The organism is Actinosynnema sp. NPDC023794 (genome assembly GCF_040639675.1).
Classification (GTDB): domain Bacteria; phylum Actinomycetota; class Actinomycetes; order Mycobacteriales; family Pseudonocardiaceae; genus Actinosynnema; species Actinosynnema luteola.
Map to the genome: position 1 here is coordinate 82,223 of NZ_JBFAFR010000027.1, position 24,936 is coordinate 107,158.

General features: G+C 72.0%; 21 protein-coding genes and 1 pseudogene. 6 read left to right on the forward strand and 16 right to left on the reverse strand.

The window, feature by feature from the left end; genetic code table 11:
• Positions 1–11 precede the first annotated feature (11 nt).
• From AB0H12_RS35285 to AB0H12_RS35305, 5 genes are all read right to left on the reverse strand, one after another.
• Entirely contained in the window at positions 12–1,193 is a 1,182-nt protein-coding gene (locus AB0H12_RS35285; protein ID WP_499628742.1) for an epoxide hydrolase family protein, read from the reverse strand.
• Entirely contained in the window at positions 1,190–1,390 is a 201-nt protein-coding gene (locus AB0H12_RS35290) for an alpha/beta fold hydrolase (protein WP_499628743.1), read from the reverse strand. The genes AB0H12_RS35285 and AB0H12_RS35290 overlap by 4 nt, the downstream gene beginning before the upstream one ends.
• Positions 1,391–1,481: 91 nt before the next feature.
• Positions 1,482–3,071, reverse strand: coding sequence for a GMC family oxidoreductase (locus AB0H12_RS35295; RefSeq protein WP_499628744.1), 1,590 nt, complete (start codon positions 3,069–3,071; stop codon positions 1,482–1,484).
• Positions 3,072–3,124: 53 nt separating this feature from the next.
• Entirely contained in the window at positions 3,125–4,507 is a 1,383-nt protein-coding gene (locus AB0H12_RS35300; RefSeq protein WP_499628745.1) for an aminotransferase family protein, read from the reverse strand.
• Positions 4,508–4,956: 449 nt separating this feature from the next.
• Complete coding sequence (locus tag AB0H12_RS35305; protein ID WP_499628746.1) at positions 4,957–6,135, reverse strand: acyl-CoA dehydrogenase family protein; 1,179 nt, start codon at positions 6,133–6,135, stop codon at positions 4,957–4,959.
• A 563-nt stretch (positions 6,136–6,698) separates the two neighbouring features.
• Here AB0H12_RS35305 and AB0H12_RS35310 point away from each other — a divergent pair.
• The gene (locus tag AB0H12_RS35310; RefSeq protein ID WP_499628747.1) at positions 6,699–7,859 is read left to right on the forward strand and encodes an epoxide hydrolase family protein; all 1,161 of its coding nucleotides are present in this window, start codon (positions 6,699–6,701) and stop codon (positions 7,857–7,859) included.
• Between the two features lie 212 nt (positions 7,860–8,071).
• Here AB0H12_RS35310 and AB0H12_RS35315 read toward each other — a convergent pair whose 3' ends face one another.
• The 9 genes from AB0H12_RS35315 to AB0H12_RS35355 all read right to left on the reverse strand — a co-directional run bounded on the left by AB0H12_RS35315 (position 8,072) and on the right by AB0H12_RS35355 (position 17,989).
• Entirely contained in the window at positions 8,072–8,221 is a 150-nt protein-coding gene (locus AB0H12_RS35315) for a hypothetical protein (RefSeq protein WP_499628748.1), read from the reverse strand.
• Between the two features lie 45 nt (positions 8,222–8,266).
• On the reverse strand, positions 8,267–8,410 hold the full coding sequence (locus AB0H12_RS35320) for a hypothetical protein (protein ID WP_499628749.1): 144 nt from the start codon (positions 8,408–8,410) through the stop codon (positions 8,267–8,269).
• Positions 8,407–9,822, reverse strand: coding sequence for an FAD-dependent oxidoreductase (locus AB0H12_RS35325; RefSeq protein ID WP_499628750.1), 1,416 nt, complete (start codon positions 9,820–9,822; stop codon positions 8,407–8,409). Before AB0H12_RS35325 ends, AB0H12_RS35320 begins: the two co-directional genes overlap by 4 nt.
• A 216-nt stretch (positions 9,823–10,038) precedes the next feature.
• A complete protein-coding gene (locus AB0H12_RS35330; protein ID WP_499628751.1) occupies positions 10,039–10,470 on the reverse strand; it encodes an SgcJ/EcaC family oxidoreductase in 432 nt (143 codons plus the stop codon).
• A complete protein-coding gene (locus AB0H12_RS35335; RefSeq protein ID WP_499628752.1) occupies positions 10,467–10,748 on the reverse strand; it encodes a hypothetical protein in 282 nt (93 codons plus the stop codon). Before AB0H12_RS35335 ends, AB0H12_RS35330 begins: the two co-directional genes overlap by 4 nt.
• Positions 10,749–11,329: 581 nt before the next feature.
• Positions 11,330–13,069, reverse strand: a complete 1,740-nt coding sequence (locus AB0H12_RS35340) for a glycoside hydrolase family 13 protein (RefSeq protein ID WP_499628753.1) — start codon at positions 13,067–13,069, stop codon at positions 11,330–11,332.
• A 44-nt stretch (positions 13,070–13,113) separates the two neighbouring features.
• Positions 13,114–15,234: an MMPL family transporter gene (locus AB0H12_RS35345; protein ID WP_499628754.1), complete on the reverse strand. Its 2,121-nt coding sequence runs from the start codon at positions 15,232–15,234 to the stop codon at positions 13,114–13,116.
• 227 nt (positions 15,235–15,461) lie between these two features.
• Positions 15,462–16,118, reverse strand: coding sequence for a response regulator (locus tag AB0H12_RS35350; protein WP_499628755.1), 657 nt, complete (start codon positions 16,116–16,118; stop codon positions 15,462–15,464).
• Complete coding sequence (locus AB0H12_RS35355; RefSeq protein WP_499628756.1) at positions 16,070–17,989, reverse strand: sensor histidine kinase; 1,920 nt, start codon at positions 17,987–17,989, stop codon at positions 16,070–16,072. The genes AB0H12_RS35350 and AB0H12_RS35355 overlap by 49 nt, the downstream gene beginning before the upstream one ends.
• A 227-nt stretch (positions 17,990–18,216) precedes the next feature.
• Between AB0H12_RS35355 and AB0H12_RS35360 the strand changes: the two genes are divergently transcribed.
• The gene (locus AB0H12_RS35360; protein WP_499628757.1) at positions 18,217–18,546 is read left to right on the forward strand and encodes a hypothetical protein; all 330 of its coding nucleotides are present in this window, start codon (positions 18,217–18,219) and stop codon (positions 18,544–18,546) included.
• Here AB0H12_RS35360 and AB0H12_RS35365 read toward each other — a convergent pair.
• Positions 18,497–19,185 (reverse strand): annotated as a pseudogene (locus tag AB0H12_RS35365) (GNAT family N-acetyltransferase). The gene AB0H12_RS35360 and the pseudogene AB0H12_RS35365 sit on opposite strands and share 50 nt — an antisense overlap.
• Before the next feature lie 132 nt (positions 19,186–19,317).
• On the opposite strand from AB0H12_RS35365, the gene AB0H12_RS35370 reads away from it, so the two are divergent.
• Positions 19,318–19,836 carry a hypothetical protein gene (locus tag AB0H12_RS35370; RefSeq protein WP_499628758.1) on the forward strand — a complete coding sequence of 173 codons (519 nt, stop codon included), beginning with the start codon at positions 19,318–19,320 and terminating at the stop codon, positions 19,834–19,836.
• On the opposite strand, the gene AB0H12_RS35375 is transcribed toward AB0H12_RS35370, so the two are convergent.
• A complete protein-coding gene (locus AB0H12_RS35375) occupies positions 19,837–21,435 on the reverse strand; it encodes a TlrC/CarA/OleB/SrmB family ABC-F type ribosomal protection protein (RefSeq protein ID WP_499628773.1) in 1,599 nt (532 codons plus the stop codon).
• Between the two features lie 243 nt (positions 21,436–21,678).
• Between AB0H12_RS35375 and AB0H12_RS35380 the strand changes: the two genes are divergently transcribed.
• The 3 genes from AB0H12_RS35380 to AB0H12_RS35390 are packed head-to-tail and all read left to right on the forward strand — an operon-like array spanning position 21,679 to position 24,918.
• Entirely contained in the window at positions 21,679–22,686 is a 1,008-nt protein-coding gene (locus AB0H12_RS35380) for a protein kinase family protein (RefSeq protein WP_499628759.1), read from the forward strand.
• A gap of 1 nt (position 22,687) precedes the next feature.
• Complete coding sequence (locus tag AB0H12_RS35385; protein ID WP_499628760.1) at positions 22,688–23,668, forward strand: hypothetical protein; 981 nt, start codon at positions 22,688–22,690, stop codon at positions 23,666–23,668.
• Entirely contained in the window at positions 23,668–24,918 is a 1,251-nt protein-coding gene (locus AB0H12_RS35390) for an adenylosuccinate synthetase (RefSeq protein WP_499628761.1), read from the forward strand. Before AB0H12_RS35385 ends, AB0H12_RS35390 begins: the two co-directional genes overlap by 1 nt.
• Positions 24,919–24,936: the final 18 nt, after the last annotated feature.

Genomic DNA, 24,936 nt, shown 5'->3' on the forward strand with positions numbered 1-24,936 from the left:
CGTGCGAGGGTTCAGGTGGCCGGCGGCACCCGGGACTGCCGGACGCCCGGGATCGAGTCGACGAACGCCCGCACGTCGCGCACGAAGTCGGCTGGCTGCTCCAGCGCCGCGAAGTGCCCGCCCCGCTCGAACTCCGTCCACCGCGTGATCGTGTCGTACTGGCGGTCGGCCAGCCTGCGCACCGGCAGGAAGATGTCCTTGGGGAACACCGCCACGCCCAGCGGCACCGTCAACGGCGGGCTGGCGGCCCCGGAAATCGCCCGCTCCATTCGCTTCGCGCCCTCGAAGTACAGCTGGGCCGACGAGCCTCCCGACGCGGTGAGCCAGTACAGCGACACGTTCGTCAGGATGGCGTCCCGGTCCACGGCCTCCTCCGGCACCTCGGCGCAGTCCGTCCAGTCCTTGAACCGCTCCACGATCCACGCGAGCTGGGCCACCGGGGAGTCGGTGAGCGCGTAGGCCAGCGTCTGCGGCCGGGTCGACTGCACCTTCATGTAGCCGGACAGTTCGGACTCGAAGCGGCCGAGCGCGGCCAGTCGGGCCTGGTCGGCGCCGTCCAGCTCCGCCAACGCGGCCGAGTCGTCCGGCGGGTAGGTGAGCAGCATGTTCACGTGCACGCCGAGCACGTGCTCGGGCGCTTGGCGGCCCAGTTCGATGGAGATCACCGAGCCGACGTCGCCGCCCTGTGCGACGTACCGGCCGTACCCCAGCCGGGCCATCAGTTCCGCCCACAGCGACGCGATCGACCCGGCCTCCCAACCCGGCGTCAGCGGCTGGGAGAACCCGAACCCGGGCAGGGACGGGATCACGACGTGGAACGCGGTGTCCGGATCCAGGCCGTGGGCGCGCGGGTCGGTCAGCGGGCCGACCACGTTCAGGAACTCGACCACCGATCCCGGCCAGCCGTGGGTGAGCAGCAACGGCACCGCGCCCGGCTCGGGGGAACGGACGTGCAGGAAGTGCACCGTGGCGCCGTTGATCTCGGTGATGTACTGCGGGTGCGCGTTGATCCGCGCCTCCGCGGCACGCCAGTCGTAGTCCTCGCACCAGTACCGGACCAGCTCCCGCAGGTACGGGAGCGGCACGCCGCGCTCCCAGCCGCCGGCGTGCGCGTCCGGCCACCGGGTGCGGGTGAGCCGCAGCCTCAGGTCGTCGAGGTCGGCTTGCGGGACGTCTACCGCGAAGGGCCTCATGTCAGACCTCGGCCGACAGGAACTCCGTGCCCGCGGGCGTCGTGGTTGAAGACCGTGGAGTCCTGAGAGAGCAGGTCGGCGAGTTCGGCGTACGTGGACCGCTCGGCCAGGCCGCCACCGATGAGGACCACCGGTGGCCCGTCCTCCGATCGCTCGCAGGCGACCGTCGTGCCGTCGGTCGAGGTGACCGTCTTCATGGCGTCTCCTTCATGCGCGCCCCTCGTCGTGCGTGCTCTTGCTTCGTGCGTCGGCCTTCTGCGCGTGCCCTTTCCTCGTGCGTGCCTCGTGTCAAGCGGCACCGTGCGGGAGAGCCGCCGGCGGCGCCGGTGTCGGGCCGGGCCTGCCGAGGATGAGGTCGGCCGCCTTGTCGGCGATGGCCATGATCGGCGCATTGGTGTTGCCGCGCACCACAGTCGGCATCACCGAGCCGTCGGCCACGCGGAGTCCGTCGATACCGATGACCCGCAAGTCGGCGTCCACGACCGTGCCCATCGCGCAGGTTCCCGCCGGGTGGAACAACGTCTGCGTGCTCCGGCGCAGGAACTCGCGCAGGTCCGCCTCCGACTCGCTGTCCGGCACGTCGAACGGGCTCTCGGTGTAGAGCTTGAGGGCCTGCTGCCGGGCGATGTCGAGGCCGATGCGCAGCCCTTGCGCCATCGCGCGCAGGTCGGCTTCCTGTTCGTAGTAGTTGTGCAGGATCATGGGTTTGGCGGTGGGTTCGGCGGTGGCCAGCCGCACGGTGCCGCGACTCTCCGGTGTGAGCAGGCAGGCCCCGTAGGACAGGCCGTGCCCGGTCGGCACGCCGAGCCCGCCGTCCACGAGCATCAGCGGGCACACGTGGAACTGGAGGTCGGGCGCGGGCAGGTCGCCGCGCGAGCGGACGAACCCGCCGGATTCCGGCACGTTCGACGTGAGCGGCCCTTGGCCTTCCTCGGCGAACAACCGCCGGTTCTCCGGCGTGTCGGCGGTGATCAGGCTGACCGGCTCGGAGTGCGCGAACACCAGGTTGGCCGTCGGGTGGTCCTGGAGGTTCGCACCCACCTCGGGCTGGTCGAGCACGACCGGGACACCGAGCGAGGTCAGCAGGTCGGCCGGTCCGATCCCGGACAGCATCAGCAACTGCGGCGAGTTGTACGCCCCGCCGGACAGCACGACCTCGCGGTCCGCCCGGATCTCCACCAGCTCGTCCAGCCGCCCGGCGAGCACGCCGACCGCACGGGTTCCCTCAAGCAGGACCTTGTGCACCTGGAGGTTGGTCTCCACGGTCAGGTTCGGCCGGCCCAGCGCGGGCCGCAGGAACGCGTCCGCGCTGCTCCACCGCCGCCCGTCGCGCTGAGTCACCTGGTAGAGGCCGAACCCGTCCTGTCGCGGGCCGTTGAAGTCGTCGTTCTCCGGGTGTCCCGCCTCCACCGCGGCGGCCAGGAACGCGGTCGACATGGGGTTGCCCGAACGACCCTCCGAGACGGACAGCGGCCCGCCGACGCCGTGGTGCTCCGACGCGCCGCGCTCGTTGTCCTCGACGCGCGTGAAGTACGGCAGCATCTCGGCGTAGCTCCACCCCGGCATGCCCCACCCGTCGTAGTCCAAGGGGTTGCCACGCATGTACACCATGCCGTTCATCGAGCTGGTGCCACCGAGCATCCGGCCGCGCGGAAGGTACAGCCGCCGCCCACCCAGCCATGGCTCCTGGTGGGTGTCGTAGTCCCAGTCGTACTTGCTCCGCATGAGCGTCCCGGTGTGCAGCGGCACCCGGATGTTGTTGTGTGCGTCGGTGGGGCCGGCCTCGATCAGGCACACCCGCACGTCGGGGTCTTCACTGAGCCGGGCGGCGAGCACGCAGCCCGCCGAGCCCGCGCCGACGACGACGTAGTCGTACATGGACGATTGCCTCCGTTGGTCCTGGTCGACTGGCGGAACATCCCGAGCCGCCGTCAACGCGGCGCGAGCCGGCCGTCGCCGTCGAGCCTGGACAGCACCTCGTGCAGGGCGTCCGCGACGCGCTTGGCCTCGTGCTGCTCGAAAACCAGCGGAGGAGCGAGCACGAGGGTGGGGCCGTAGTCGCGCACCACCACCCGGTGCGCGTCCCGGATCTCCCGCGCCGCGTCGCCCGCCATCAGGGGCTCGCGCGTGGCCTTGTCGGCGACCAGCTCGATGCCGACGGTCGCGCCGGCGACCCGGACGTCGCCGACGACGGGAAGGTCCCGCAGGGGCGCGAGGTGCTCGGTGAACCACTCGCCGATCTCCACGGCCCGTTCGACCAGGCCCTCCCGCTCGATCAGGTCGAGGTTTGTCAGGGCGACCGCGCAGGCAACCGGGTGGCCGAAGTAGGTGAAGCCGTGCGCGAACTGCTCGTCCACCAGCGCCTCGGCGATGTCGTCGCGCATCAGCACGGCGCCGAGCGGTTGGTACCCGCTGGTGAGCGCTTTCGCGGTGACGATGATGTCGGCATCCATGCCGCGCCGGACCGAGTCGAACCACACGCCGGTGCGGCCGAACGCGGTGACGACCTCGTCGGCGATCAGCAGGATGCCGTTGGCGGCGAGCATTTCCCGCACGCGCGGCCAGTAGTCGTCCGGCGGGATCAGGATGCCGCCGCCGCCCATCACGGGTTCGCCGATCATCGCGGCGATGTTGCCCGGCCCGATTTCCTCGATGGTCGCGGCCAGCTCGTCGAGGAGGTGATCTGTGAAGTTCCTGTCGCCGCAGAAATCCTGCGCGCGATACACCCAGGGCGGCGTCACCTTCGCAACGTGCGGCAGGTGCGGACCGGTGCCGTGGTGCAGCATCTCGAACCCGGTCGCGGTGCCGCCGCCGTAGGTGGCGCCGTGGTAGCCCATCGTACGGGCGATGATCCAGGTGCGGTCGGGTTGACCCGTCCGGTTGTGGAACAGCCGCGCCGCCTTGATGGCGGTGTCGACGCCCTCCGAGCCGCCGCTGGTGAAGAACACCTTGTTGATGCCTTCGGGAGCGAGCGCCGCCAGCCTGGCCGCGAGCCGGATCGACTTGTCGTTGGAGAAGACGTCGAAGCTCGTGAAGTAGGCCAGCTCGGCGAGTTGGTCGGCCGCCGCCTGCACGAGCTCCGGGCGGCCGTGGCCGACCTGTGCGAGCCAGTTGGCCGCACCCGCGGCGTCCAGCAGTTCGGTGCCGTCCGCAGTCCACACCGTCGAGCCCCGGCCGCGGACCACCACGTACCGCTCCGGACGGTCACGGCGCTGGTGCGGGTGGACCAAGTGCCGGCGGTCGAGTTCGACCAGTTCCTGCGCGGACGGCACGCCCGCTGATCCGGAATTCGGTTTCGCCTCGGAAGTCGTCACGACTGCAGCTCCTCACGGTGGTGAGTGGACAGCTCGTGGCCTATTATTCGACGACGGTTGAACCATTACATCTTTTAGATTGCCCCAGGTAAGATCATATTTTCGGGACAGTCGGAATTGCATCCGAGAGCGCATTTTGGGAGTGGCACGCATATCGCGGGCGGTGTAGTCGCGCGTGTTGGCGAGGTGGCACTCGGTTGATCGCGCCGTCGGCCCGTGTGCCGCCCGAGAAGTCGTCGCCGCAGTGCACGCGGCACGTCTGCACTCGTTGATGAGCCGCCCGGAATCCGGGTGCGGAGGAGCCTGGAGGTTTCGAGGTGGTGCGCTGCGGTGGGCTCCCTTGGACCTCGGGTGGTAGCTGGTCCGACCGCGTGCCCGACCGCGTGCCCGACCGCGCCGCGCGGACGGCTCGCGCGAAGCAGCCAGATCGGGGCCGGGATCGTGGTGTGTCAGATGTAGAGGGAGTTGGGCTCGAGTCCGCAGAGGACTCGACCGTACAGCTCGGCGTTGGTGTTCGCGTTCATCAGCGCGTGCAGGTTGACCGCGTGCACGTCGCGTTGGATGCGCTGGATCGGCACGTCCTGGTAGATCGACGAGCCGCCGCTGGCCGCGTTGAGGATGTCCACGGCCTCTTTCACGAGCGCGCACGTGGCACCGAGGTCCGCGCGGGCCCGCACCCGTTCCTCGATCGTCCACTCGGTGCCGTTCGCGTCGACGAGCCCGGCCAGCCGATGGGCGTGGAACTCCGCCTCGTCCAGCTTCATGGTGGCGTTGGCGATCTGGAAGTGCGTGAGCGGAGCCTCGCTCTGCTGTTCGTACGACGTGTAGGTGATCTTGCGGCCGGGCAGCCGTTCGAGGAACGCCTCCCGCGCCGCGCGGCCCATGCCCAGCACGCTGCCGACCGACGACGCGGACGCCACCGGCATCAGCGGCACCTTGTAGACAGGGTTGTCTGCGTTCGCCTTGGACGCACCCTGGCCTTGGAGCACCGCCGGCAGCGGCACCACGCGGTGCTGCGGCACGAACAGGTTCTCGGCGACCGTGGTGACGCTGCCGGTGCCGCGCAGGCCTGAGGTGTGCCAGTCGTCGACGATCTGCAACTCCGAGATCGGCACCAGCGCCATGATCGGCATGGGCTCACCCTCGCCGGTCACCAGGACGCACAGGATCTCCTGCCAGTGGCTGTGCAGCGCGCCGCTGACGAACCCCCACTTGCCGTTGACCACGACGCCGCCCTCCGCGGGCGTGGCCATCGCGGTCGGGCTCAGCGTCCCGCACACCCTCACGTCAGGGGTGCTGAACACCTCGTCCTGCGTCTCGTCGGGGAACAGGCACGTCATCCACGTGGGGATGGAGTAGACGGACGTGACCCACGCCGTCGCGCCGTCGGCGCGACCGATCTCCGCGGCCACGTCGACCAGCGTGCGAGTGTCCGATTCGTACCCGCCGTAGCGCTTGGGCACGCGCATCTTGAACACACCGGCGTCCGCCAGGGCCTCGATGGACTCCTCGTGCAGGCGTCGGTTCTCGTCTGCCCAGGCGGCGTGACCGCGCAGCAGCGGACCCACCTCCGACACTCGCTGGACGAGTTGCTCCCGTGTCGGAGCGTTGGTGGTGGTCCACACCATGTCCTCCTAAGAAACCGGCCGCGAAGTTCGAGTTGTGCTTCCGCGTGCACGGTCAGGGCACCGTGCCGGCGTTAGAACCGTCGCACCACGCGTCGGTCCCTGCATCTTCCGGATTGCGGACAGGCGTGACTCCGGCACGACGCGCGGCTCGGCGAACACCTGCGCGCTGAGCCGCTGGTTCTCCTCAGCGGCCTCGGGTGTGGTCCTGTAGGGCATTGACACGGGTCTTGCCCCTACTACCTCCCGCAGGACGACGTCCCATCGTGGCACCGTGTCGGCACCGCATGTTGTCCGTGATTGCGGTGTCCGGTGTTGGCACCGGAGCGGAAACGCGCTCGCGCTGTCGGGGGCGGCGCTGTTCGAGCCGCGCGAGGGGCGCTCGGTCGAGGAGTGTTCCGCAACCCCGGAGATGCGTACCCGAAGCGGTCGAAGGGAGGATCACTCAAGTGGGTATCGGCCGCCATCGGATCGCCATGCGCTGCACACGCGGCGCGCATCCACCGCCACTCGCACTGCGACGCCGATACGCGTGACCGGCATTCTCCACGCTGACAGGAGTCGTTATGCAACCGTTCCGGGTGGACATTCCCGACGCCGTTCTCGACGACCTGCGCCGTCGGCTCGACCACACCCGCTGGCCTGTGGACCTGCCCGACGTCGGCTGGACACGCGGCGTGCCGCCGGCCTACCTGCGCGAGCTGGTCGACTACTGGCGCACCGACTACGACTGGCGTGCCGCCGAGGCGCGGCTCAACGAGTTCCCGCAGTTCACCACGACGATCGACGGCGCGAACGTGCACTTCCTGCACGTCCGCTCGCCCGAGCCGGACGCGCTGCCGATGGTGATCACCCACGGTTGGCCGGGCTCGGTGTCGGAGTTCCTGGACGTGATCGGCCCGCTGACCGATCCGCGCGCGCACGGCGGCGACCCTGCCGACGCGTTCCACCTGGTGATCCCTTCGTTCCCCGGCTACGGGTTCTCCGGGCCGACCTCGCAGACCGGCTGGGACCTGACCAGGATCGCCGGCGCGTGGGCCACGCTGATGCGCGAGCTGGGCTACGACCGGTACGTGGCGCAGGGTGCAGACTTCGGTTCGGGGGCGTCGATCGTGCTGGCCCTGGTGGACCCGGAGCACGTGGCGGGCGTGCACCTCAACACGCTGGTGACCACGCCGAGCGGCGACCCGGAGGAGTTGGTCGGGCTCGGCGACGAGGACCAGGCCCGTTTGGACCTGCACGCGCGCTTCATCCGCGAGTTGTCCGGGTCGATGAAGTTGCAGGCGACCCGGCCGCACACCGTCGCCTACGGCCTGTCCGACTCCCCCGTCGGCCAGTTGGCGTGGATCGTGGAGAAGTTCAAGGACTGGACGGACTCCGCGGAGGTGCCGGAGGACGCGATCGACCGCGACCGGATCCTCACCAACGCGATGATCTACTGGCTGACCGGCACCGGCGGGTCGTCCGCCCAGCTGTACTACGAGGTGGCCGACGCCTTGCCGGTGAACGTGACCACCGGGCGTTATCCGACGGTGTCCGCGCCGTTGGGTGTCGCGGTGTACCCCGGGGCGCTGTTCAAGCCGATCCGCCGGTTCGTCGAACGCGATTTCACCAGCATCGTGCACTGGGCGGAGTTCGATCGCGGCGGCCACTTCGCCGCCATGGAGGAGCCGGACCTGTTCGTGGACGACCTCCGCGCCTACCGCAGGGCGCTCAAGGACGGCTGAGCGCGGCCCTCGGTTCTCCGGACCGCACGCGGAGCACTGGGTCGGAGACGATCTCCGACGCCGCCCGGCGACGCGATGGCGCCGGCGACGAAGCACGCACCGAGGCCAGGACCTTCAGACCTCAGTAGATGTCACCCATGTAGGTGCCGTCCGTGGACACGCCGGTGAACAGCGGAGTCCGCCCACGATGAAGGCCAGGCTGATCGCCGGGATCAGCCTGGGGCCGCTGCGTTGAGGATCGCGGTCATGCCCGGCCGCCACAGCGGGAAGTGCACCACCAGCGCGGCGGCCCAGGCGATCTTCTCGTGCTCGGCGCGGATGTCCGGGCTCGGCGTGCCGTTCTGGCACGCCTGCACCAGCACGTTGGGCAGGGCCGGCCGCTCCTCGGTCAGCTCGCCGAAGTCGTCCTAGTCCAAGACCGCCCGCCACTTCATCGCGTACAGGTCGGACACCTGGACGTCGTGACCGGCCTCGGTGAGGGCGCGCACGCCCACGTCGCGCAGGGTGCTGTTGAGCGACTGCGGTTCGGGATGGGCGGAACCCACGTTCACGAACCGTCATCCCGGTTGATGATCTCTGGTGTCGGGGTGTGCACCCGCCGTGCGGCGGACCTGGACGGCCCCGGCCGCGGGCGGCGCAGGCTGTGCCGGAGCACGCGGACGACCATGCCCGGCTTCATCAGCGCGGTCGGTGGGTCCATCAGCCCGGCAACCCGCATGAACGCGCCGGTGACCTCGGGATCCCGGCTGGCGGCGTACTGGAGTCGCGCCATGTAGGCGTTGCCTGCCCGGACCTTGAGCGTGCGGCGACCCTCGACCCGCGGGAAGTCGAGGTCGCCGCCCGCGGAGATCTCCCACGGGACGTCGATGACCTTCGAGACGGCGCGCAGGAACGCGGCGGCGTCCGGCTCGCCCGGCGCCGAACGCAGGTGGTCGCGCAGGGTGAGCGCTTCCAGCGCGGCCACGCTCATGCCCTGTCCGTAGACGGGGTTGAAGCTGCACACCGCGTCCCCCATGACCAGCAGGCCGGCCGGGAACCGGGCCAACCGCTCGTAGTGCCTGCGCACGCTGGCCGGGAACCCGAAGCTCACCGGATCGTCCAGCGGTTGGCCCCCGGCGACGGCCTCGTAGATCTCCGGCACGGGCAGCGACCGGGCGAACTCCAGGAACCCCTCCGGGTCGGTCGGCGGGTGGTCGCCGAGCATGCCGGTCAACGACAGGATGCACGTGTCGCGGCCGATCTGGCCGAAGAACGCGCCGCGCGGGTGCGCGGGCGATGCGACCGGGTTGATCGACTGCACACCGCCGAACCACTGCGGCTGGGTGCGGTAGAGACGGGTTGTGTAGGCGAGGCCGACCTTCACTCGTTCTTCCACCGGACGCGGGTAGCCCAACCGCTCCAGCCACGCCGGGGTGCGGGAGCCGCGCCCGGTCGCGTCGAGCACCAGGTCGGCGTGCAGCGTCCGCTCCTCGGAGCCGTCGACGCGCGCTTGGACCCGCACGCCGCTGACCCGGGTGCCCTCCTCGTTGGTCACCGGCCCCAGGATGTCGTGCTCCTCCAGGAACTCCACATTGGGCAGTGCGGCTACCTTGAGCCGGACGTGTCCTTCCAGCAGCGGGCGGGGCGCGGTGACCGACAGCAGCCCGGTGTGGCTGGGACGCAGCTCGCGGGCGTTGAAGTACCAGCGCATCTCGCCCAGGTCGCCGGTCGGCACGCCGGCCGCGATGAGATCCTCGGTGAAGCCGGGAAACAGCTCCTCCATGATGAGGTGCCCGCGGGCGTGCAGGCCGTGCGCGTGCCGGGTGTGGGGTGTTCCGCGCCGGGCAACAGTCACTCCGACGACCGGATCCCTGTCGACGACCACGACTTCCCGGTAGAACTCGGCGAGCACCCTGGCTGCCAGTACACCGGCGATGCTCCCGCCGAGCACCACGGCACGCTCGCGAGGTGACGTCGTAGCCACGACGGTCCTCCTTCTCCCGGGACCTGGATTCAGCCCTTCGGGTAAGAGTCACAGTCACCTGTCACGCCGAGCTTCTCTTGGATTGCCGAGGTGCCCGACGCACCGAACGGTCCAGGAGCACTCACGCACCGTCCTGGTTGAACCGGGACGACAGTTCTCCTTTGATACGCACACGGATGTCGTTCTTCAGGGCCACAACGCTCTTGTGGACGCCCGTCAGGAGGTCTCTGTGTCCCGCGGGCAGTTCTGGTAGACGGCGAGTTTCCAGTCGCCGTCCCGCTTGACGAGGATCCACGAAGCACGGATGGCGTTCTCCGCCGACAACTCGGACTCGCCCTTTGGCAGCACGCCCCCGACGGTCAGCACCGCGACGGCGCCTGGGGCCAGTCGCGTCATGTCGATCAGCCGGCCGGTGACAGTGGTGTCCTTGTAGTGGGTCTCGTACGCGTGCGCCATGAACTCACGGATCTCGGCGCGACCCTTCTTGTACACCCCGGGCAGGATCAGGGCGCCGTCCTCGGTGAACAGGTCGGCGAACGCGTCCGCGTCGTGTGCGGCCCAGGCCGCGACCATGCGCGCGGGAACGCCCGCGATCAGTGCCTGCTCGGCCGCGGCGGCTTCGGTGGCGTCTGGTGATGTGGTGCTCATTGTTGCTCGCTTTCGACGATGGCCATCGTCTCGTGCGGGTCACGGTGTGCCCACACCGACCATCTTTCCCACAGGCTGGGGGGAAGTCTTCTCGGAGGATGCTCGACCGGGAGTCGAACGCGGACCGCGCGGAACGACGGGCCGCGCGCCTTGAAGCCGCGCGGCAGCGCGTCGCCGCGGGAACGGCGCCGAGCGAGGCAGCGCGCCACGCCTCCTAGGCCGACCTGATCAGGCGGCGGCTCCTCGCCGCGTTCCTCGACCACGTGCAGGCTGCGCAAGACGGAACTTCAGCAGCCGTCACCGCGGGTGCGTCGGCGGGCATCTCGGATCACGATTCTCGCCTCGGCGACCGGGTCGCGAGCGGCGAGGAAGGTTCTTCACAGCTCGGCCCACGACGACTTCGTAGGAGGAAGCGGCGATTCGGGCCGGCGCTTTCGGTCTTCTTCGCGTCCTTGAACTCCCAGTGCGGAACTTCGCGTTCGGAACGTTGCCGCGGAACAGGTGACCGTCGCGGCACACGTGACCCGAGCGGTGGTGGACGGCCGGCAGGTCGCTGTTCTCCGCTGTGCGAGGTCGGTCTCGAACCGCGCGACCTGGTGCGCCACCCGGGCCGGCACGTCACACGGCAGCAGGCGCAGGGCGAGCGTGTTCGAGGCCTGGAGGACGACCGTGTCGTCGACCGCCAGACCGAGCGCGGCGGACGTGGAGGCGCTCGCGGCCACCGCGCGTGGCACGTCCGACGCCTCCACCGTCCCCTCCGTCGCGCTGCCGACCGGCGGGCGAGGCGATTGTGATCGCCCGGCAGGAGGCCTGTCGGCGGAAACGAACTTGCCGGGCGGCTTCCCCGCGATCCGCGCGATCAGGCCGCGGGTGACCGGGTGAGGACCAGCACCTCCCACGGCCGGAGGTCCACCCGCCCGGGCGAGATCGGCGCCTCGCCGGTGTTGGTCAGGACGACGTCGGCGGCGGACCACTCGCGGTCCAGTTCGGCGGTCTGCGGTGTGCCGCCGAGGTTGGCCACGACGAGCAGGCGGGTGTCGTCCAGGGTGCGTTCGTAGGCGTAGACGTGCGGGTGGTCGGGCAGGAGCATGCGGAAGTCGCCGAGGGCCACGACGGGGAGTTCGTGGCGCAGCCGGATGAGCTCGCGGTAGTGGTTGAAGACGGAGCGGGGATCGTCGTACTGGGTCTGGGCGTTGAGCCAGGTGTGGTTGGGGTTCACGGCGAGCCACGGTTCGCCGGTGGTGAAGCCGGCGTTGGGGGTGGCGTCCCACTGCACGGGGGTGCGGGCGTTGTCGCGGCCCATCGCGCGCAGACCGCGCAGCACCGATTCGGGGTCGGCGCCGGCGGCGACGGACTGGCGGTAGTGGTTGAGCGATTCGACGTCGCGCATCTCGTGCACGCCGGCGAACGGCGCGTTCGTCATGCCCAGTTCCTCGCCCTGGTAGACGTAGGGCGTGCCCCGGTGCAGGTGCAGCACGGTCGCCAGCGCGGTCGCCGACTCGCGCCAGTGCTCGCCGTCGTCACCGAACCTCGACACCACGCGGGGCTGGTCGTGGTTGTTCCAGTAGAGGCTGTTCCAGCCCACCTCCGCCAACGCCGTCTGCCAGCGGCCCAGCGACGCCTTCAGGTCGCGCAGGTCCAGCGGCTTCGGGTCGAACTTCCCGCCCGGCCCCTGGTCGAGCCAGACGTGCTCGAACTGGAACACCATGTCCACCTCGCCCCGCGCCGGGTCGGTGAACAGCCGGGCCTGCTCCCACGTCACGCCCGGCATCTCCCCCACGGTCAGGAACTCGCCGGCCCGTCCTCCGAACACCTCGCGGTTCATCTCGCGCAGGAAGTCGTGCACGCCGGGGCGGGTGGCGACGTGCGGGAACCCGTCGCCGAGGCCGCCGACGCCGGTGGTGGCGCCGTCGGGCAGGTCGGGGTCCTTGGAGATGAGGTTGATGACGTCCATCCGGAAGCCGTCCACGCCCCGGTCCAGCCACCACCGCATCATCTCGTACACGGCTTCCCTGACCTCGGGGTTCTCCCAGTTCAGGTCCGGCTGCTTGCGGTCGAACAGGTGCAGGTAGTACTCGCCCGTGGCCTCGTCCAGCGTCCACGCGGGGCCCGAGAAGAACGACCCCCAGTTCGTCGGCTCCGCGCCCGGCTGACCGGCTTCGAAACCGTCGCGGGGCGGACGCCACCAGTACCAGTCCCGCTTGGGGTTGTCGCGCGACGACCGGGACTGCACGAACCACGGGTGCTCGTCGGAGGTGTGGTTGACCACCAGGTCCATCACCAGCTTCATCCCCCGGGCGTGGACCTGCGCCAACAACGCGTCGAAGTCCGCCAACGTGCCGAACACCGGGTCGATCGCCTGGTAGTCCGAGATGTCGTAGCCGTTGTCCGCCTGCGGGGAGGCGTACACCGGCGACAGCCAGATCACGTCCACGCCGAGCCGTTCCAGGTGGTCCAGGCGCGACGCGAGTCCCGCCAGGTCACCGACGCCGTCACCGTTCGAGTCGGCGAAGCTGCGCGGGTACACCTGGTACACCACCGCCGAGGTCCACCACGGCGCCGTGGTCGGGGTCGTTGCCCGGGCCTGCTCCAGAGCCATGTTCCATCCTCACCTGGTTCGTCGGACGTCGTCCCAGTCCACCACTACCCGCGCGGCGCCGCACCCGACACCGCCGTCCCCCGTCCGGACGCACGCCCCGGCCACCAGAACCTCGGTCCGATGTGGACGGTCAGGGCGGGCACCAGCAGGGACCGCACGAGCAGGGTGTCCAGCAGCACGCCGAACGACACCAGGAACGCCATCTGGACCAGGCCGACCAGCGGCAGCACGGCCAGGGCGGCGAACGTGGCGGCCAGCACCACGCCCGCGGACACGATCACCCCGCCGACCAGCGTCAGACCGCGCCGGGCGCCTTCCCGGGCGCCCTCCCCGGCGGCTTCTTCCCTGATCCGGTGCATCAGGAAGATGTTGTAGTCGGTGCCCAGGGCGGCGATGAACACGAAGGCGAGCACGGGCAGGCTCGGGTCGGCGTCGGCGAACCCGAACAGGTCGTTGAACACCAGCGCCGCCACCCCGATGGTCGCCGCGTAGGAGACCGCGACGGTCAGCGTGAGCAGGAGCGGCGCGAGGAGCGAGCGCAACAGCAGGGCCAGCATCAGCAGGATCACGACCAGCAGCGCCGGGATGATCACCCGGCGGTCCCGCTCGGCGGTGGTGCGGGTGTCGAGCAGGGCCGCGCTGTCGCCGCCGACCAGGGCGTCCGCGCCGGGCACGGCGTGCACGGCGGCGCGCAGCCGCACGACGGTGTCCTGCGCCGCCCGTGACGTGGCGATGTCGTGCAGCGTCACGTCGATCGACGAACGCCCGCCGGCTTCCCGTGGCTGCCCGGTGGCGGGGGCGACGGTGGGCGTGACGCCGGCGACGCCCTCCACGGCCCGTGCGGCGGCGATCACCGCGTCGCGCCGCGCGGTCGTGGCGATGATCGTGGCCGGCAGGTTCGCGCCGCCGGGGAAGTGCTCGGCGGAGACCTCCAGGCCGCGCACCGACTCGGTGTCCCGGGTGAACGTGTCGACGTAGTCCAGGCCGGAGGCGCGGAACTGGGGTGCGAACGACGCCGCGGCCAGCAGCAGCGCCAGCGTGCCCGCCCAGATCGTGCGCGGCCTGCGCAGCACCAGGGCGGAGACCGCGGTGAACAGGCCGTGCCGCGGGGGCCGGTCGTCGTGCCGCGGGCGGAACGGCCAGAACGCGGCACGGCCGCACAGGGCCAGCAGGGCGGGCAGGAACGTGAGCGTGACCGCGAGGGACGCGGCGACGCCGATCGCGCCGACCGGGCCGAGGCTGCGGTTGTTGTTCAGGTCCGACAGCAGCAGGCACAGCAGGCCGAGCGCGACCGTGCCGGCCGAGGCGGACAGCGGCGCGACGCACGCCCGCACGCTCGTCCGGATCGCGGCGTGGGTGTCGGCGGTGAGGTGCAGTTCTTCGCGGAACCGTGCGACGAGCAGCAGCGCGTAGTCCGTGGCGGCGCCGAACACCAGCACCATGAGGATGCCCTGGCCCTGGCTGTCGAGGGTGAGCACGTCGGCGCGGGCCAGCAGGTAGACCGCGGCGGACGCGGTGGTCAGCGCCAGGCCGCTGGACGTCAGCACGATCAGCGGCATCAGCGGGCTGCGGTAGATCAGCAGGAGGATGACGACGACCGCGCCGACGGTGACGAGCAGGAGCATGCCGTCGATGGCGCCGAACACGCCGTCGAGGTCGACGCCGATGCCCGCCGGGCCGGTGAGGTGGACCTCCAGGCCGGCCGGGAGGCCGTCGCCCGCGATGCGGCGCAGTTCCCGGGCGACCCCCACTTCCTGGTCGCCCAGGGCCGCGTCCAGCGCGACGACGATCTGCGCGGCTTCGCCGTCGGGCGACGGGATGACGGGCGGGGTGCGTTCGGCGAGGCCGCCGAGCGGGTCGAGGTCGGGGTGCCGGAGCCCGGCGATCCGGTCCCGCGCGGCCCGCAGGTGGGTCCGGTCGGCTTCGGTGAGGCCGCCGTCGCGGGTGAAGACCAGCAGCGCCGGTGAGGTCGCCTCGGTCTGGAACTCCTCCTCCGCCTCGGCGACGCGGGTCGCCTCCGCCGAGGCGGGCAGGAACGCCTCGGCACCGTTCTCCAGCACTTCGCCGAGCCGTGCCTGGTAGTCGGCTCCCACGCCGCCGATCACCACCCAGGTGATCAGCAGCAACGCGGGCCACAGCCACCGGCCACGCCTGGTCCGGGTCATGAGGAGTCCCCCCGCTGCCGGCGTGCCCGGCGTCCTGTCCTGGTGTGCACGCCAAGGCTAGGAACGCCGTCGTCCACGGGGAATCCGCTTGGGCCCCGTGCCGGTGGTGGATCCAGCCCCACCCCCGTGCGGGTCCTGAGCGTCGAATTCGGGGGTCCTGAACGTAGGACACGGTCGTTCCGAACGCAGGACACGCGGGCGTTGAGGGTTCGACACGCGGGGTGCGGTCAGGGTTGGCGGTCGCTGTTCAGGTAGGCGATCACGGCCAGGACGCGGCGGTTCGTGTCGTCGGAGAGGGCGAGGCCGAGCTTGGCGAAGATGCTCGCGGTGTGCTTGCCGACCGCGCCGTCGCCGATGGACAGCCGCCGGCCGATCGCCGCGTTGGAGCAGCCCTCCGCCATCAGCTCCAGCACCTCCCGCTCACGCGGGGTCAGCGCGGCGAGCGGCTGCTTGGTCGCGTTGCCCGCCAGCAACTTCGCGATGACGTCGGGGTCCATCACGGTGCCGCCGCCGGCCACCCGGCGCACCGCGTCGACGAACTGCGCCGCGTCCATCACCCGGTCCTTGAGCAGGTACCCGATCGCGCCGGCGCCGTCGGCCAGCAGCTCCCGCGCGTACAGCTGCTCGACGTGCTGCGACAGCACGAGCACCGGCAGCCCGGGACGTCTGCGCCGCACCTCCAGCGCGGTCTGCAACCCCTCGTCGGTGAACGTCGGCGGCAGCCGGACGTCCACGACGGCCACGTCGGGCGAGTGCTCCTCGATCGCCTCGGCCAGCTCCGGTCCGGTCTCGACGGCGGCCACGACGTCGCAGCCGTGCGCGGTGAGCAGGTGGGTCAGCCCGTCTCGGAGGAGGTAGAGGTCCTCGGCAAGGACAACGCGCACGGTATCTCCAGGATCACGCTGGTCGGGCCGCCCCGCGGACTGCTCAGGGACAGCGTCCCGTCAAACGTAGCGATGCGCCGTCGCACGCCGTGCAGTCCGGTGCCCGCGCGGGGGTCGGCCCCGCCGCGGCCGTCGTCGGCGACCTCGACGCGCAGCACGCCCTCGCGGTGCCGGAGGTCGATCCGCGCGGTCGTGGTGCCGGCGTGCCGGACCGCGTTGGTCAGCAGTTCCCGCACGGCGAAGTACACGCACACCTCGATCGGCGGCTCGGCGCGCCCCGGCAGGTCGACATCGACCTCGACGTCCAGCGGCGTGTCCATCGCCAACGCGCGGAGGGCGTCGGCCAGGCCGCGTTCGGCGAGCACGGGAGGGTGGATGCCGCGGATCAGCTCACGCAGTTCCCGCAACGCGTCCGCCGACGCCCGCCGTGCCTGTGCGACGAGGTCCTTCGCCGCTTCCGGGTCGCGGTCGATCAGCTGCTCGACCACGCCGAGCCGCATGCCCAAGGCGACCCACTGCGCCTGCGCGCCGTCGTGCAGGTCCCGTTCGATCCGGCGCAGCTCGGCGGCGCGCGCGTCGCTGGCGTCCGCACGGGTCTCGGTGAGCCGGTCCACCCGGCGCGCGAGCGCCGCCGCCTTCGTCGGCGCGAGCAGCAGCCTGCTCACCCGCGCGTACGCGAGCAGCGACCACGGCGCCAAGGCCAACCCGGCGGCGGTCGCGGCCAGCCCCGCCAACGGCGACAACGGCCCCGGCACCACGCCCAGCGCGGGCGCCAGGTCGGTCAGCGACGTCCACGCGAACCACCCGTCGTAGGGCACGAACAGCCGCACGAGCTGCGCCCACGCCGCGACCCACACCAGCCCCACGAACCCGTAGCCGACCAGCGCCACCGGCGCCGCCGCGATCACCACGACGAGCAGCGGGTTCACCAGCAGCCACACCAGGTCCCGCCACGCCGCGGGGTCGCGCACGGTCCACTGCCGCCGTCGGGCCTGGCGCAGTTCCTCGGCCGAGCGGTACAGCACGGTGACCAGCGGGCGGCGCAGCCGGTAGGTGCCGTCCGCCTCGGGTTGCGGCGGTCCGGGTTCGGGCAGGTACGGCTCGGGCACGTCCAGCCCGGTCCACCGGGTCAGCTCCGCCCGGCGGCGTCGCACGACGCGGCGGCCGGCCGGCACCACCTCCGGCCACCACCGCAGGAACGTCGGGAAGATCGCGAGCACGTGCAGCGCGGCCGGCCCGAGCCCGCCGACCGCGGCGCCGATGACCCATGCCAGCCGCGCCACCGCCAGGGCGCGCGGCGCGATCCACGCCCAGGTGCGGGTACGGCCGGTGCGGCCGGTCGGCCCGAGCAGCACCGGCGTCCACCTCGTCTGCCAGCGCATCACCGGCAACGCGACCGCGAACCCCGCCGCGACCAGCAGCGCCCCGAGCGGTGCGGGCCGCCACGCGCCCGCCGCGATCAGCCCGGCGGGCAGCAACGCGGGCACGCCGCCGACGACCGGGTTGAGCAGCGTCCACCCGTGGTCGCGGTGGGTGGCCGGGTCCCCCATCAGCCAGTCCCACCGCCGGGTGAACACCGTGATCCACGGCGTGGGGTAGAGCTGGTCCTCGACGCGGTACCAGCCGTCGACGTCCGGTTCGGGCGCGGGCGGCGGCGGTCGGTAGGGCGTCGGCACGGGCGTGCCGGACCACCGGCCGACCAGCCGCCGGCACAGCTCGGGCAGCCACCGCGCCCAGCGGATCGGCTCGGTCGGCGGCGGCACGCCCGCGTGGCCGACCACGAACACGACCACGAGCTGGACCAGTCCGACGAGGGACAGCAGGCCGAGCGCCAGGCCGTAGAGGGGCGCGGTCAGGACCTTGCGGACCACCGCACCACCTCCCCCGTCCGGCCGGCGGTCTTCGGCTCGCCGTCCAGTATGGCGAACGTCCCGGCGGCGTCCGGCCCGCACGTGCTGAACCGATCGCGCCCGGGTCGGCGCCCTCGATCGGCATCGGGCCGGCCGGGTGAACCACCAGCCGCTCAGGTCGTCGGCGAGTGCGGGCCTGTCCGGTGTCGTGGACGTCCTCCCGCCGGTGGGACGGCTGTTCCCCGGTGATGACGCGCCGCGCACCGCGCGCGCGACTGGGCGTCCACGCCGCCATGTCGGACCTGCCGGCGGCGTTGGGCGGCACGGTGTCGGTGCGCAGAGCCCCGGGCCGGGGCGGCACGTTCACCGTGACCGTGCCGAGGGTGGAGTCGACCGAGGCGGCCCGGCGGATGACGTTGGACGACATCGGTCGGCGCCGCGACGTCAAGGCGCGCGACATCGCGGCCGAGCCCGTCGCCCGGTTCGTGGCCGGGCTGTCGGCCGGGCCGTCCGCCGACTCAGGTCCGGTCAGGCGGGCTGCCCCACCGCGGCGTGCGCGGGCACGCGGAGCAGCGTGATGACCGCGGGCGTGCGCACCCGGAAGCCCAGCGACTCGTAGAGCCGGATCGCGGAGGTGTTGGTAACGGCGGCGTGCATCAACGCCTGCTCGCCGCGGGCCCGGATGCCCGCCGCGACGGCGAGCACCAGCCGGGTGGCCAGGCCCTGGCCGCGGTGCGCGGGATCGGTGCACACGGCGCTGATCTCGGTCCACCCCGGCGGTCGCCGGCCATCGCGACCAGCGCGCCGTCGCGCCGGATGCCCAGGTAGGCGCCCAGTTCCACGGTCCGCGGCCGGAACGGCCCGGGCTGGGTGCGCTCCACGAGGTCCAGCATCTCCGGCACGTCCGCGGGCCCGAGCCGGACCGCCTCGACGTCCTCGGCGACCCGCAGGCCGTCCTCCACCAGCTGCACCACGTCGATGCGCTCGACGACCTCCCAATCGCCGGGCGGGGCGAGCGGCGAGGTGATCGGCACGATCGCGTCCGGTCCGGCGAGCGCGGCGACGTCGGACCACACCCGCTCGTCCGGCCGGTCGGGCAGGCCCACGAACGTCGCCACGTCCTCCGGGTAGCGCACCACCTGGCCGTGCCGTTCGGCGAAGCGGGCGTGCGGCCCGGTCAACGACGTCCAGGCCGGGTTGTCCAACGGCGAGGCCATGCGCGGGTACCCCCCAGTAGTTCGCGACTGCGCGAATCATCCGCGCCGCCGGGCCGGTCTGTCCACCACCTCATCGCTCTCGGCGGGCTCCGTCCGGGGCTGAACGGGCGTCGATCCGCGTGCCCGGGCGGCGTGGTCGCCGATGTCCGTCGGCACGGCGCGCCGACCGGGACCGGACTCACCAAGCTGTGGTTCGCCCCCGCCGTGTCCGACTCCGGCGACGGCATCACGACGGCCGCCGGCCCCCTGCCGTTGGCCTCGCTCACCGACGACCCGGCCCTGGTGGCGGGCGCGGTGTTCGCCCAGCAGCTGCCGCGGTTGCCGTTCTCGCCGGTCAGCGGGGCGACCGGCTGGACCGGTGGAAGCCGGCCGTGGCGGCGAACCCGGCCCGCGGCGCGATCGTGGCCGGGCCGGGCGCGGCGACCTGGACGGGGCACGTGTCGCTGCCCGTCGCCTACGCCTGCCTGTTCCTGCCCCGTCGTCGGCGGGTCCGCGCTGGGCGCGCTCGTCGGCGGCCCGCCGGCCCGTCGGTTCGGCATCACCACGCCGTTCTGGTTCGCGGTCGTGGTGGTGGCGGGCGTGGCCGCGGTCGCGTGGCGGCCGTTCGCGGCGGCGACCGACCTGCACCGGTCGGCCGCCGCCGCGACGTGATCACACCACCCGGCCGTCCTCCAGGTGCAGGCGCGTGCCGTCGAACCCGGCCCGCGTGCGCCGGTCGTGCGTGACCACGACCAGAGCGCCCGGGTAGTCCGCCAACGCCCGGTCCAGGTCCTCGACCAGACCCGGTGACAGGTGGTTGGTCGGCTCGTCGAGCAGCAGCAGGTCGACCGGCCTGGTCACCAGTCGGGCCAGCTCGACGCGCCGCCGCTGCCCGTAGGACAGCTCGCCGACCCGCGTCCGCAGGTCCCGGCGGTCGAACAGGCCCAGGGCAAGCACCGCGTCCACGTGCTCGTCCGGGTGACCGGGCAGGCCCTCGGCGAACGCCTGGAGCACGGTCAGCTCGGGCCTCCAGCCCGCTTCCTCCTGCCGCAGGTGCCCGACCCGACCCGGCACGTCGACCACGCCGGCGTCCGGACGGATCTCACCGCTGAGCACCCGCAGGAGCGTGGTCTTGCCCGCGCCGTTGGGACCGGTCACCAGCAGCCGCTCACCCTGTCGCACGGTCAGGCGCGGCAACAGGAGCCGGTCGCCGACCCGCACGTCCGACAGCTCGGCCGCCCACTCCTCGGCGCCGCCGCCGCCGAGCCGCGCGGAGAACCGCAACGGCTGCGGCGGCGGCGCGACCGGGTTCCCGGTCAGGCGCGCCCGGCGTTCCTTGGCGTTGCGGATGCGGCTCATCGCGCCGTGGGCCCGGCCCCTGGCCCGGAACGGGCCGCCGCCGAACCCCGCCTTGTCCATCTTCCGGGGGATCTCGCCCAACCGTCGCGCGGCCGAGGCGAGCAGCCGTTCCTGTCGTGCCAGCTCGGCCCGCCACTCCTCGTGCTCGCGCAGCCGCCGTGCCCGGTCCGCGGCCTTGGCGGCCAGGTAGCCGTCGTAGCCGTCGCCGAACCGGGCCACGCGTCCGGCTTCGACCTCGACGATGGTCGACGTGACGCGCTCCAGGAACACGCGGTCGTGGGTGATCGCGACGACGGTCCCGGTGTGCCGGGCGAGGCGCCGTTCCAACCAGGCCACGGCCTGGTCGTCCAGGTCGTTGGTCGGCTCGTCCAGCAGCAGCAGCTCCGGCGAGGACGCCAGCGTCGCGGCCAGCGCGAGCCGCGACCGCTCGCCGCCGGACAACGTGCCCAGCGTCCGCCGGCGGTCCAACCCGGGCAGCCCCAAGCCGTGCAGGGCCACGTCGACCCTCGTGTCGGCCACGTATCCGCCCCTCGCCTCGAACCGCTCGACGAGGGACGCGTAGTGCTCCGGGTCGGCGTGCGGTCCGGCCAGGTCGGCTTCGGCCCGGCGCATCCGGGCCTCCAGCTCGCGCAGGTCGGCCAGCGCGAGGTCGACGGCGTCGGCCACGGTGGCGTGCGGCGGCAGGTCCAGCGTCTGGGCCAGGTACCCGATCCCGCCGGGCGAGACCACGGTGACCTCGCCGTTGTCGGCCGCCACCCGGCCCGCGACCACGGCGAGGAGGGTGGACTTGCCGGAACCGTTGTCGCCGATCACGCCGACCTTCTCGCCGGGCTTGACGGACAACGAGACCGCGTCGAGCACGACGTGGCCTTGGTAGCTCTTGGTGACGTCGTGCAGCGCCAGTTGGGCCACTAGGGCGTGATGCGCGGTGCGCAAGGCAGACTCCTGTTCCCGGCGTGCAAACGCCGAGTCATCGGTGCGGAGGGTGTGGAGAAGCGCTCGCGGAGCGTGGCTCTACGCGAGCGGAGTGCCGATGATCACAGGAAGTTCAACATCGCCCGAAATCCTAGTCGAACGACCGACACAGCGGTACGTGACGGGCGACACACCGGTATTCCATCCCGCCGCACGGTTTGAGTCGTCTAGACTCAAACTATGTTCACCAGGGACGAAGCGCTCGAACGAGTCGAACGGGCGGGCTCGGCGGCCGACCTGTTCGGCCCGGTCGACCCGGACCCCGCCCGCCGCAAGGAGGCCCAGCGGCTCTACCACGCGCTCGCCGCCGTGCTGCACCCCGACCGGGTCGGCGCGGACGACACCAGGGCCCACGCGGCGTCGGCCGAGCTCACCCGTCTGCACCACGAATGGCGGCACGGCACGGCGGTCGAACTGCGCACCGACCGCGCCACCTACCGGCTCGCCGGACGGCACGCGGTCGGCAGCGTCGCCAACGTCTACCGCACCGGTAGCGCCCACGTGGTCAAGATCGTGCGCAACCCCGCGCTCAACCCCCTCCTGCACGCCGAGTGGGACGCGCTGCGCCGACTCGCCCGCTTCACCGACCGGCACCACTGGCTGCGGCCCTACTACCCGCACCTGGTCGACACCTCCGGCGACGTGACCCGCGGCTCGCGCGCGTTCACCGTGCTCGCACCGCTGGTGGACGGGTTCGCGACCCTCGCCGACGTGCGGCGGGCGTTCCCGGGGGGCTTGGACGGCCGCGACTACGCCTGGATGCACCGCAGGCTGCTGCGGGCCATCGCCGGCGCGCACCGGATCGGCCTCGTGCACGGCGCGATCGTCGCCGAGAACGTGCTGGTGCACCCCCGGCAGCACGGCGTCGTGCTGGCCGGCTGGACCTTCGCGGTCGGCGCGGGCGAACGACGCCTGGCCACCGACAAGACCATCGCCTACCCGCCGGAAGTCCACGACGGACGACCGGCCACCCCCGCCACCGACGTCCACATGGCGCACGCGCTGATGCTGGACCTCCTGGCGGACGACGAAACCGCACAACGCAGGTTCGCCCGCGGCTGCGCGCAGGACGACCCGGCCCGACGACCGGACGCCGTCGACCTGCTCACCGAGTACGACGACCTGCTCGAAGACCTCTACGGCGAACGGACCTTCCGCCCGTTCGCACTACCCGGGACAGGAGCCTGACATGGGACACGGCAAGTGGGACGACAACGCCTACGCGGCGGCCAGGACCTTCCGCGCCGCCAAGGGCATCGACGACTTCGGCTACACCGCCACCATGCGGTCGCGCCCCTCGAAGGAGTGGAAGGCCGACCCGTCGCTCGACCCCAAGGACGTGGTCGCGCGCGAGTGCCGCGACTCGCCCGACCACGCCGACTCGACCCCGATCGCGGTGCTGTTCGACGTCACCGGCTCGATGGGCCGGGTGCCGCAGATCATGCAGCGCAAGCTCGGCAAGGTGCACGGCCTCCTGCAGCGCAAGGGCTACCTCGCCGACCCGCAGCTGATGTTCGGCGGCATCGGCGACGCCGACAGCGACCGCGTGCCGCTGCAGGTCGGCCAGTTCGAGTCCGACAACCGGATGGACGAGCAGCTGCGCACGATCTTCCTGGAGGGCAACGGCGGCGGGCAGAAGAGCGAGTCCTACGAACTCGCCGCCTACTTCGTGTCGCGGCACGTGGTCACCGACGCGTGGCAGAAGCGGGGCCGCAAGGGCTACCTGTTCCTCATCGGCGACGAGCTCAACAAGCCGCGCCTGGAAGCACGCCACATCCGCCGGATCATCGGCGACGACGTCAAGCAGGACATCGACCCCGCCTCGGTGTACCGGGAGCTCAGCCGCAAGTGGCACGTGTACTTCGTGCTGCCCAACCAGTCGTCGTACTACCACGACCAGGACATCGCCGACCACTGGCGCGACCTCCTCGGCCAGCGCTTCCTCAAGCTCGACGACCCCGGCGCGGTGTGCGAGCTGATCGCCGCCACGATCGGCATGGAGGAACGCGTGGTCGACCTCGACCAGGCGATGGTGGACCTGGCCGAGGTCGGCTCGGCCGCGGAGAGCGAGGCCGTCGGCAAGGCGCTCGTCCACGTCGGCGGGAAGACCGTCGCGACCACGGCCACGCCACCGCTGCTGGACGGCCCCGACGACGTGACCCTCACGTGATGGACCGGCACGTGAGGGACGGGCACGTCATCGTCGTCGGCCTCGGGTTCGGCGACGAGGGCAAGGGCGCCGTCGTCGACGCCCTGTGCCACGACGCTCCGGTGACGTCGGTGGTCCGGTTCAACGGCGGCGCGCAGGCCGCGCACAACGTCGTCGTCGGCGACCGGCACCACACGTTCAGCCAGTTCGGGTCCGGCACGCTCGCGGGCGTGCCGACCCACCTCTCCCGGCACGTCCTGGTCGAACCGATCGCCCTCGCCGGCGAAGCGCGCGCACTGGCGGAACTCGGCGTCGCCGACCCGCTGCGACTGCTGTCGATCGACGCCGACGCCCTCCTCACCACACCCGTCCACGTCGCCGCCAACCGTGCCCGCGAGGACGCGCGCGGGCACGCCCGGCACGGCTCGTGCGGCAAGGGCATCGGCGAGACCGCCTGGTACGGCCTGCTCACCGCCCGCGGCGCGGCACGAGGCGACACCGTCGAGGGCCAGGAAGTGCCCGGTGACCCCGGGCCGCCGCCGACCGTCGGCGACTGCGCCCACCCGGCCGTGCTGCGGGCCAAGCTCGACGCCCTGGCCCGCTGCTACGAACCGCTGATCGGCGCCGGACCGCCGGTGGACGACCTCGTGTCGCTGTACCGGGACTTCGCGGACGCGGTCCGCGTCACGACCGGCGACGAAGTGGGCCGTCTGGCCGATCGCGGACGCCTGGTGTTCGAAGGCGCCCAGGGCGTGCTGCTCGACCAGTGGCGGGGGTTCCACCCGCACACCACCTGGTCCACCGTCACACCGGACAACGCGCGCAGCCTCCTGGGGCACCGCCGCGCCACCGTCCTCGGCGTGACCCGGACCTACCAGACCCGGCACGGCGCCGGACCGTTCCCCACCGAGGACGACCACGTGCTCGCGCGGTTCCCGGAACGCCACAACGACACCGGTGAGTACCAGGGGTCGTGGCGCGCCGGACACCTCGACGCCGTGCTGCTCCGGTACGCGGTGGACGCGTGCGGCGGCGTGGACGCGCTGGCCGTCACGCACCTGGACGCACGCGACCTCCAAGTCGCCACCGCCTACGACGCACCCCTGCCCACCACCGACCTGACCGCGTTCCTCAACCACCGCACGCCCACCCTCACCGCCATGCCCGACCCCGCCGCGTGGCTGGCCGACCACCTCGACGTGCCGGTCCTCGTCACCGGCGCCGGACCCGACCGGGCGGACTACACCGTGCGCGAGCCGGCGCTTCGCTGAATGCGGGAGAATCGGGCC

Bases quoted from the DNA above. Each gene is read 5' to 3' on its own strand.
- AB0H12_RS35330 (WP_499628751.1), bottom strand. From the start codon at position 10,470: ATGAGCACCACATCACCAGACGCCACCGAAGCCGCCGCGGCCGAGCAG.
- AB0H12_RS35360 (WP_499628757.1), top strand. From the start codon at position 18,217: ATGACGCGCCGCGCACCGCGCGCGCGACTGGGCGTCCACGCCGCCATG.
- AB0H12_RS35385 (WP_499628760.1), top strand. From the start codon at position 22,688: ATGGGACACGGCAAGTGGGACGACAACGCCTACGCGGCGGCCAGGACC.
- AB0H12_RS35340 (WP_499628753.1), bottom strand. From the start codon at position 13,069: ATGGCTCTGGAGCAGGCCCGGGCAACGACCCCGACCACGGCGCCGTGG.
- AB0H12_RS35380 (WP_499628759.1), top strand. From the start codon at position 21,679: ATGTTCACCAGGGACGAAGCGCTCGAACGAGTCGAACGGGCGGGCTCG.
- AB0H12_RS35345 (WP_499628754.1), bottom strand. From the start codon at position 15,234: ATGACCCGGACCAGGCGTGGCCGGTGGCTGTGGCCCGCGTTGCTGCTG.
- AB0H12_RS35290 (WP_499628743.1), bottom strand. From the start codon at position 1,390: ATGAAGACGGTCACCTCGACCGACGGCACGACGGTCGCCTGCGAGCGA.
- AB0H12_RS35305 (WP_499628746.1), bottom strand. From the start codon at position 6,135: ATGGTGTGGACCACCACCAACGCTCCGACACGGGAGCAACTCGTCCAG.
- AB0H12_RS35310 (WP_499628747.1), top strand. From the start codon at position 6,699: ATGCAACCGTTCCGGGTGGACATTCCCGACGCCGTTCTCGACGACCTG.
- AB0H12_RS35285 (WP_499628742.1), bottom strand. From the start codon at position 1,193: ATGAGGCCCTTCGCGGTAGACGTCCCGCAAGCCGACCTCGACGACCTG.
- AB0H12_RS35295 (WP_499628744.1), bottom strand. From the start codon at position 3,071: ATGTACGACTACGTCGTCGTCGGCGCGGGCTCGGCGGGCTGCGTGCTC.
- AB0H12_RS35390 (WP_499628761.1), top strand. From the start codon at position 23,668: ATGGACCGGCACGTGAGGGACGGGCACGTCATCGTCGTCGGCCTCGGG.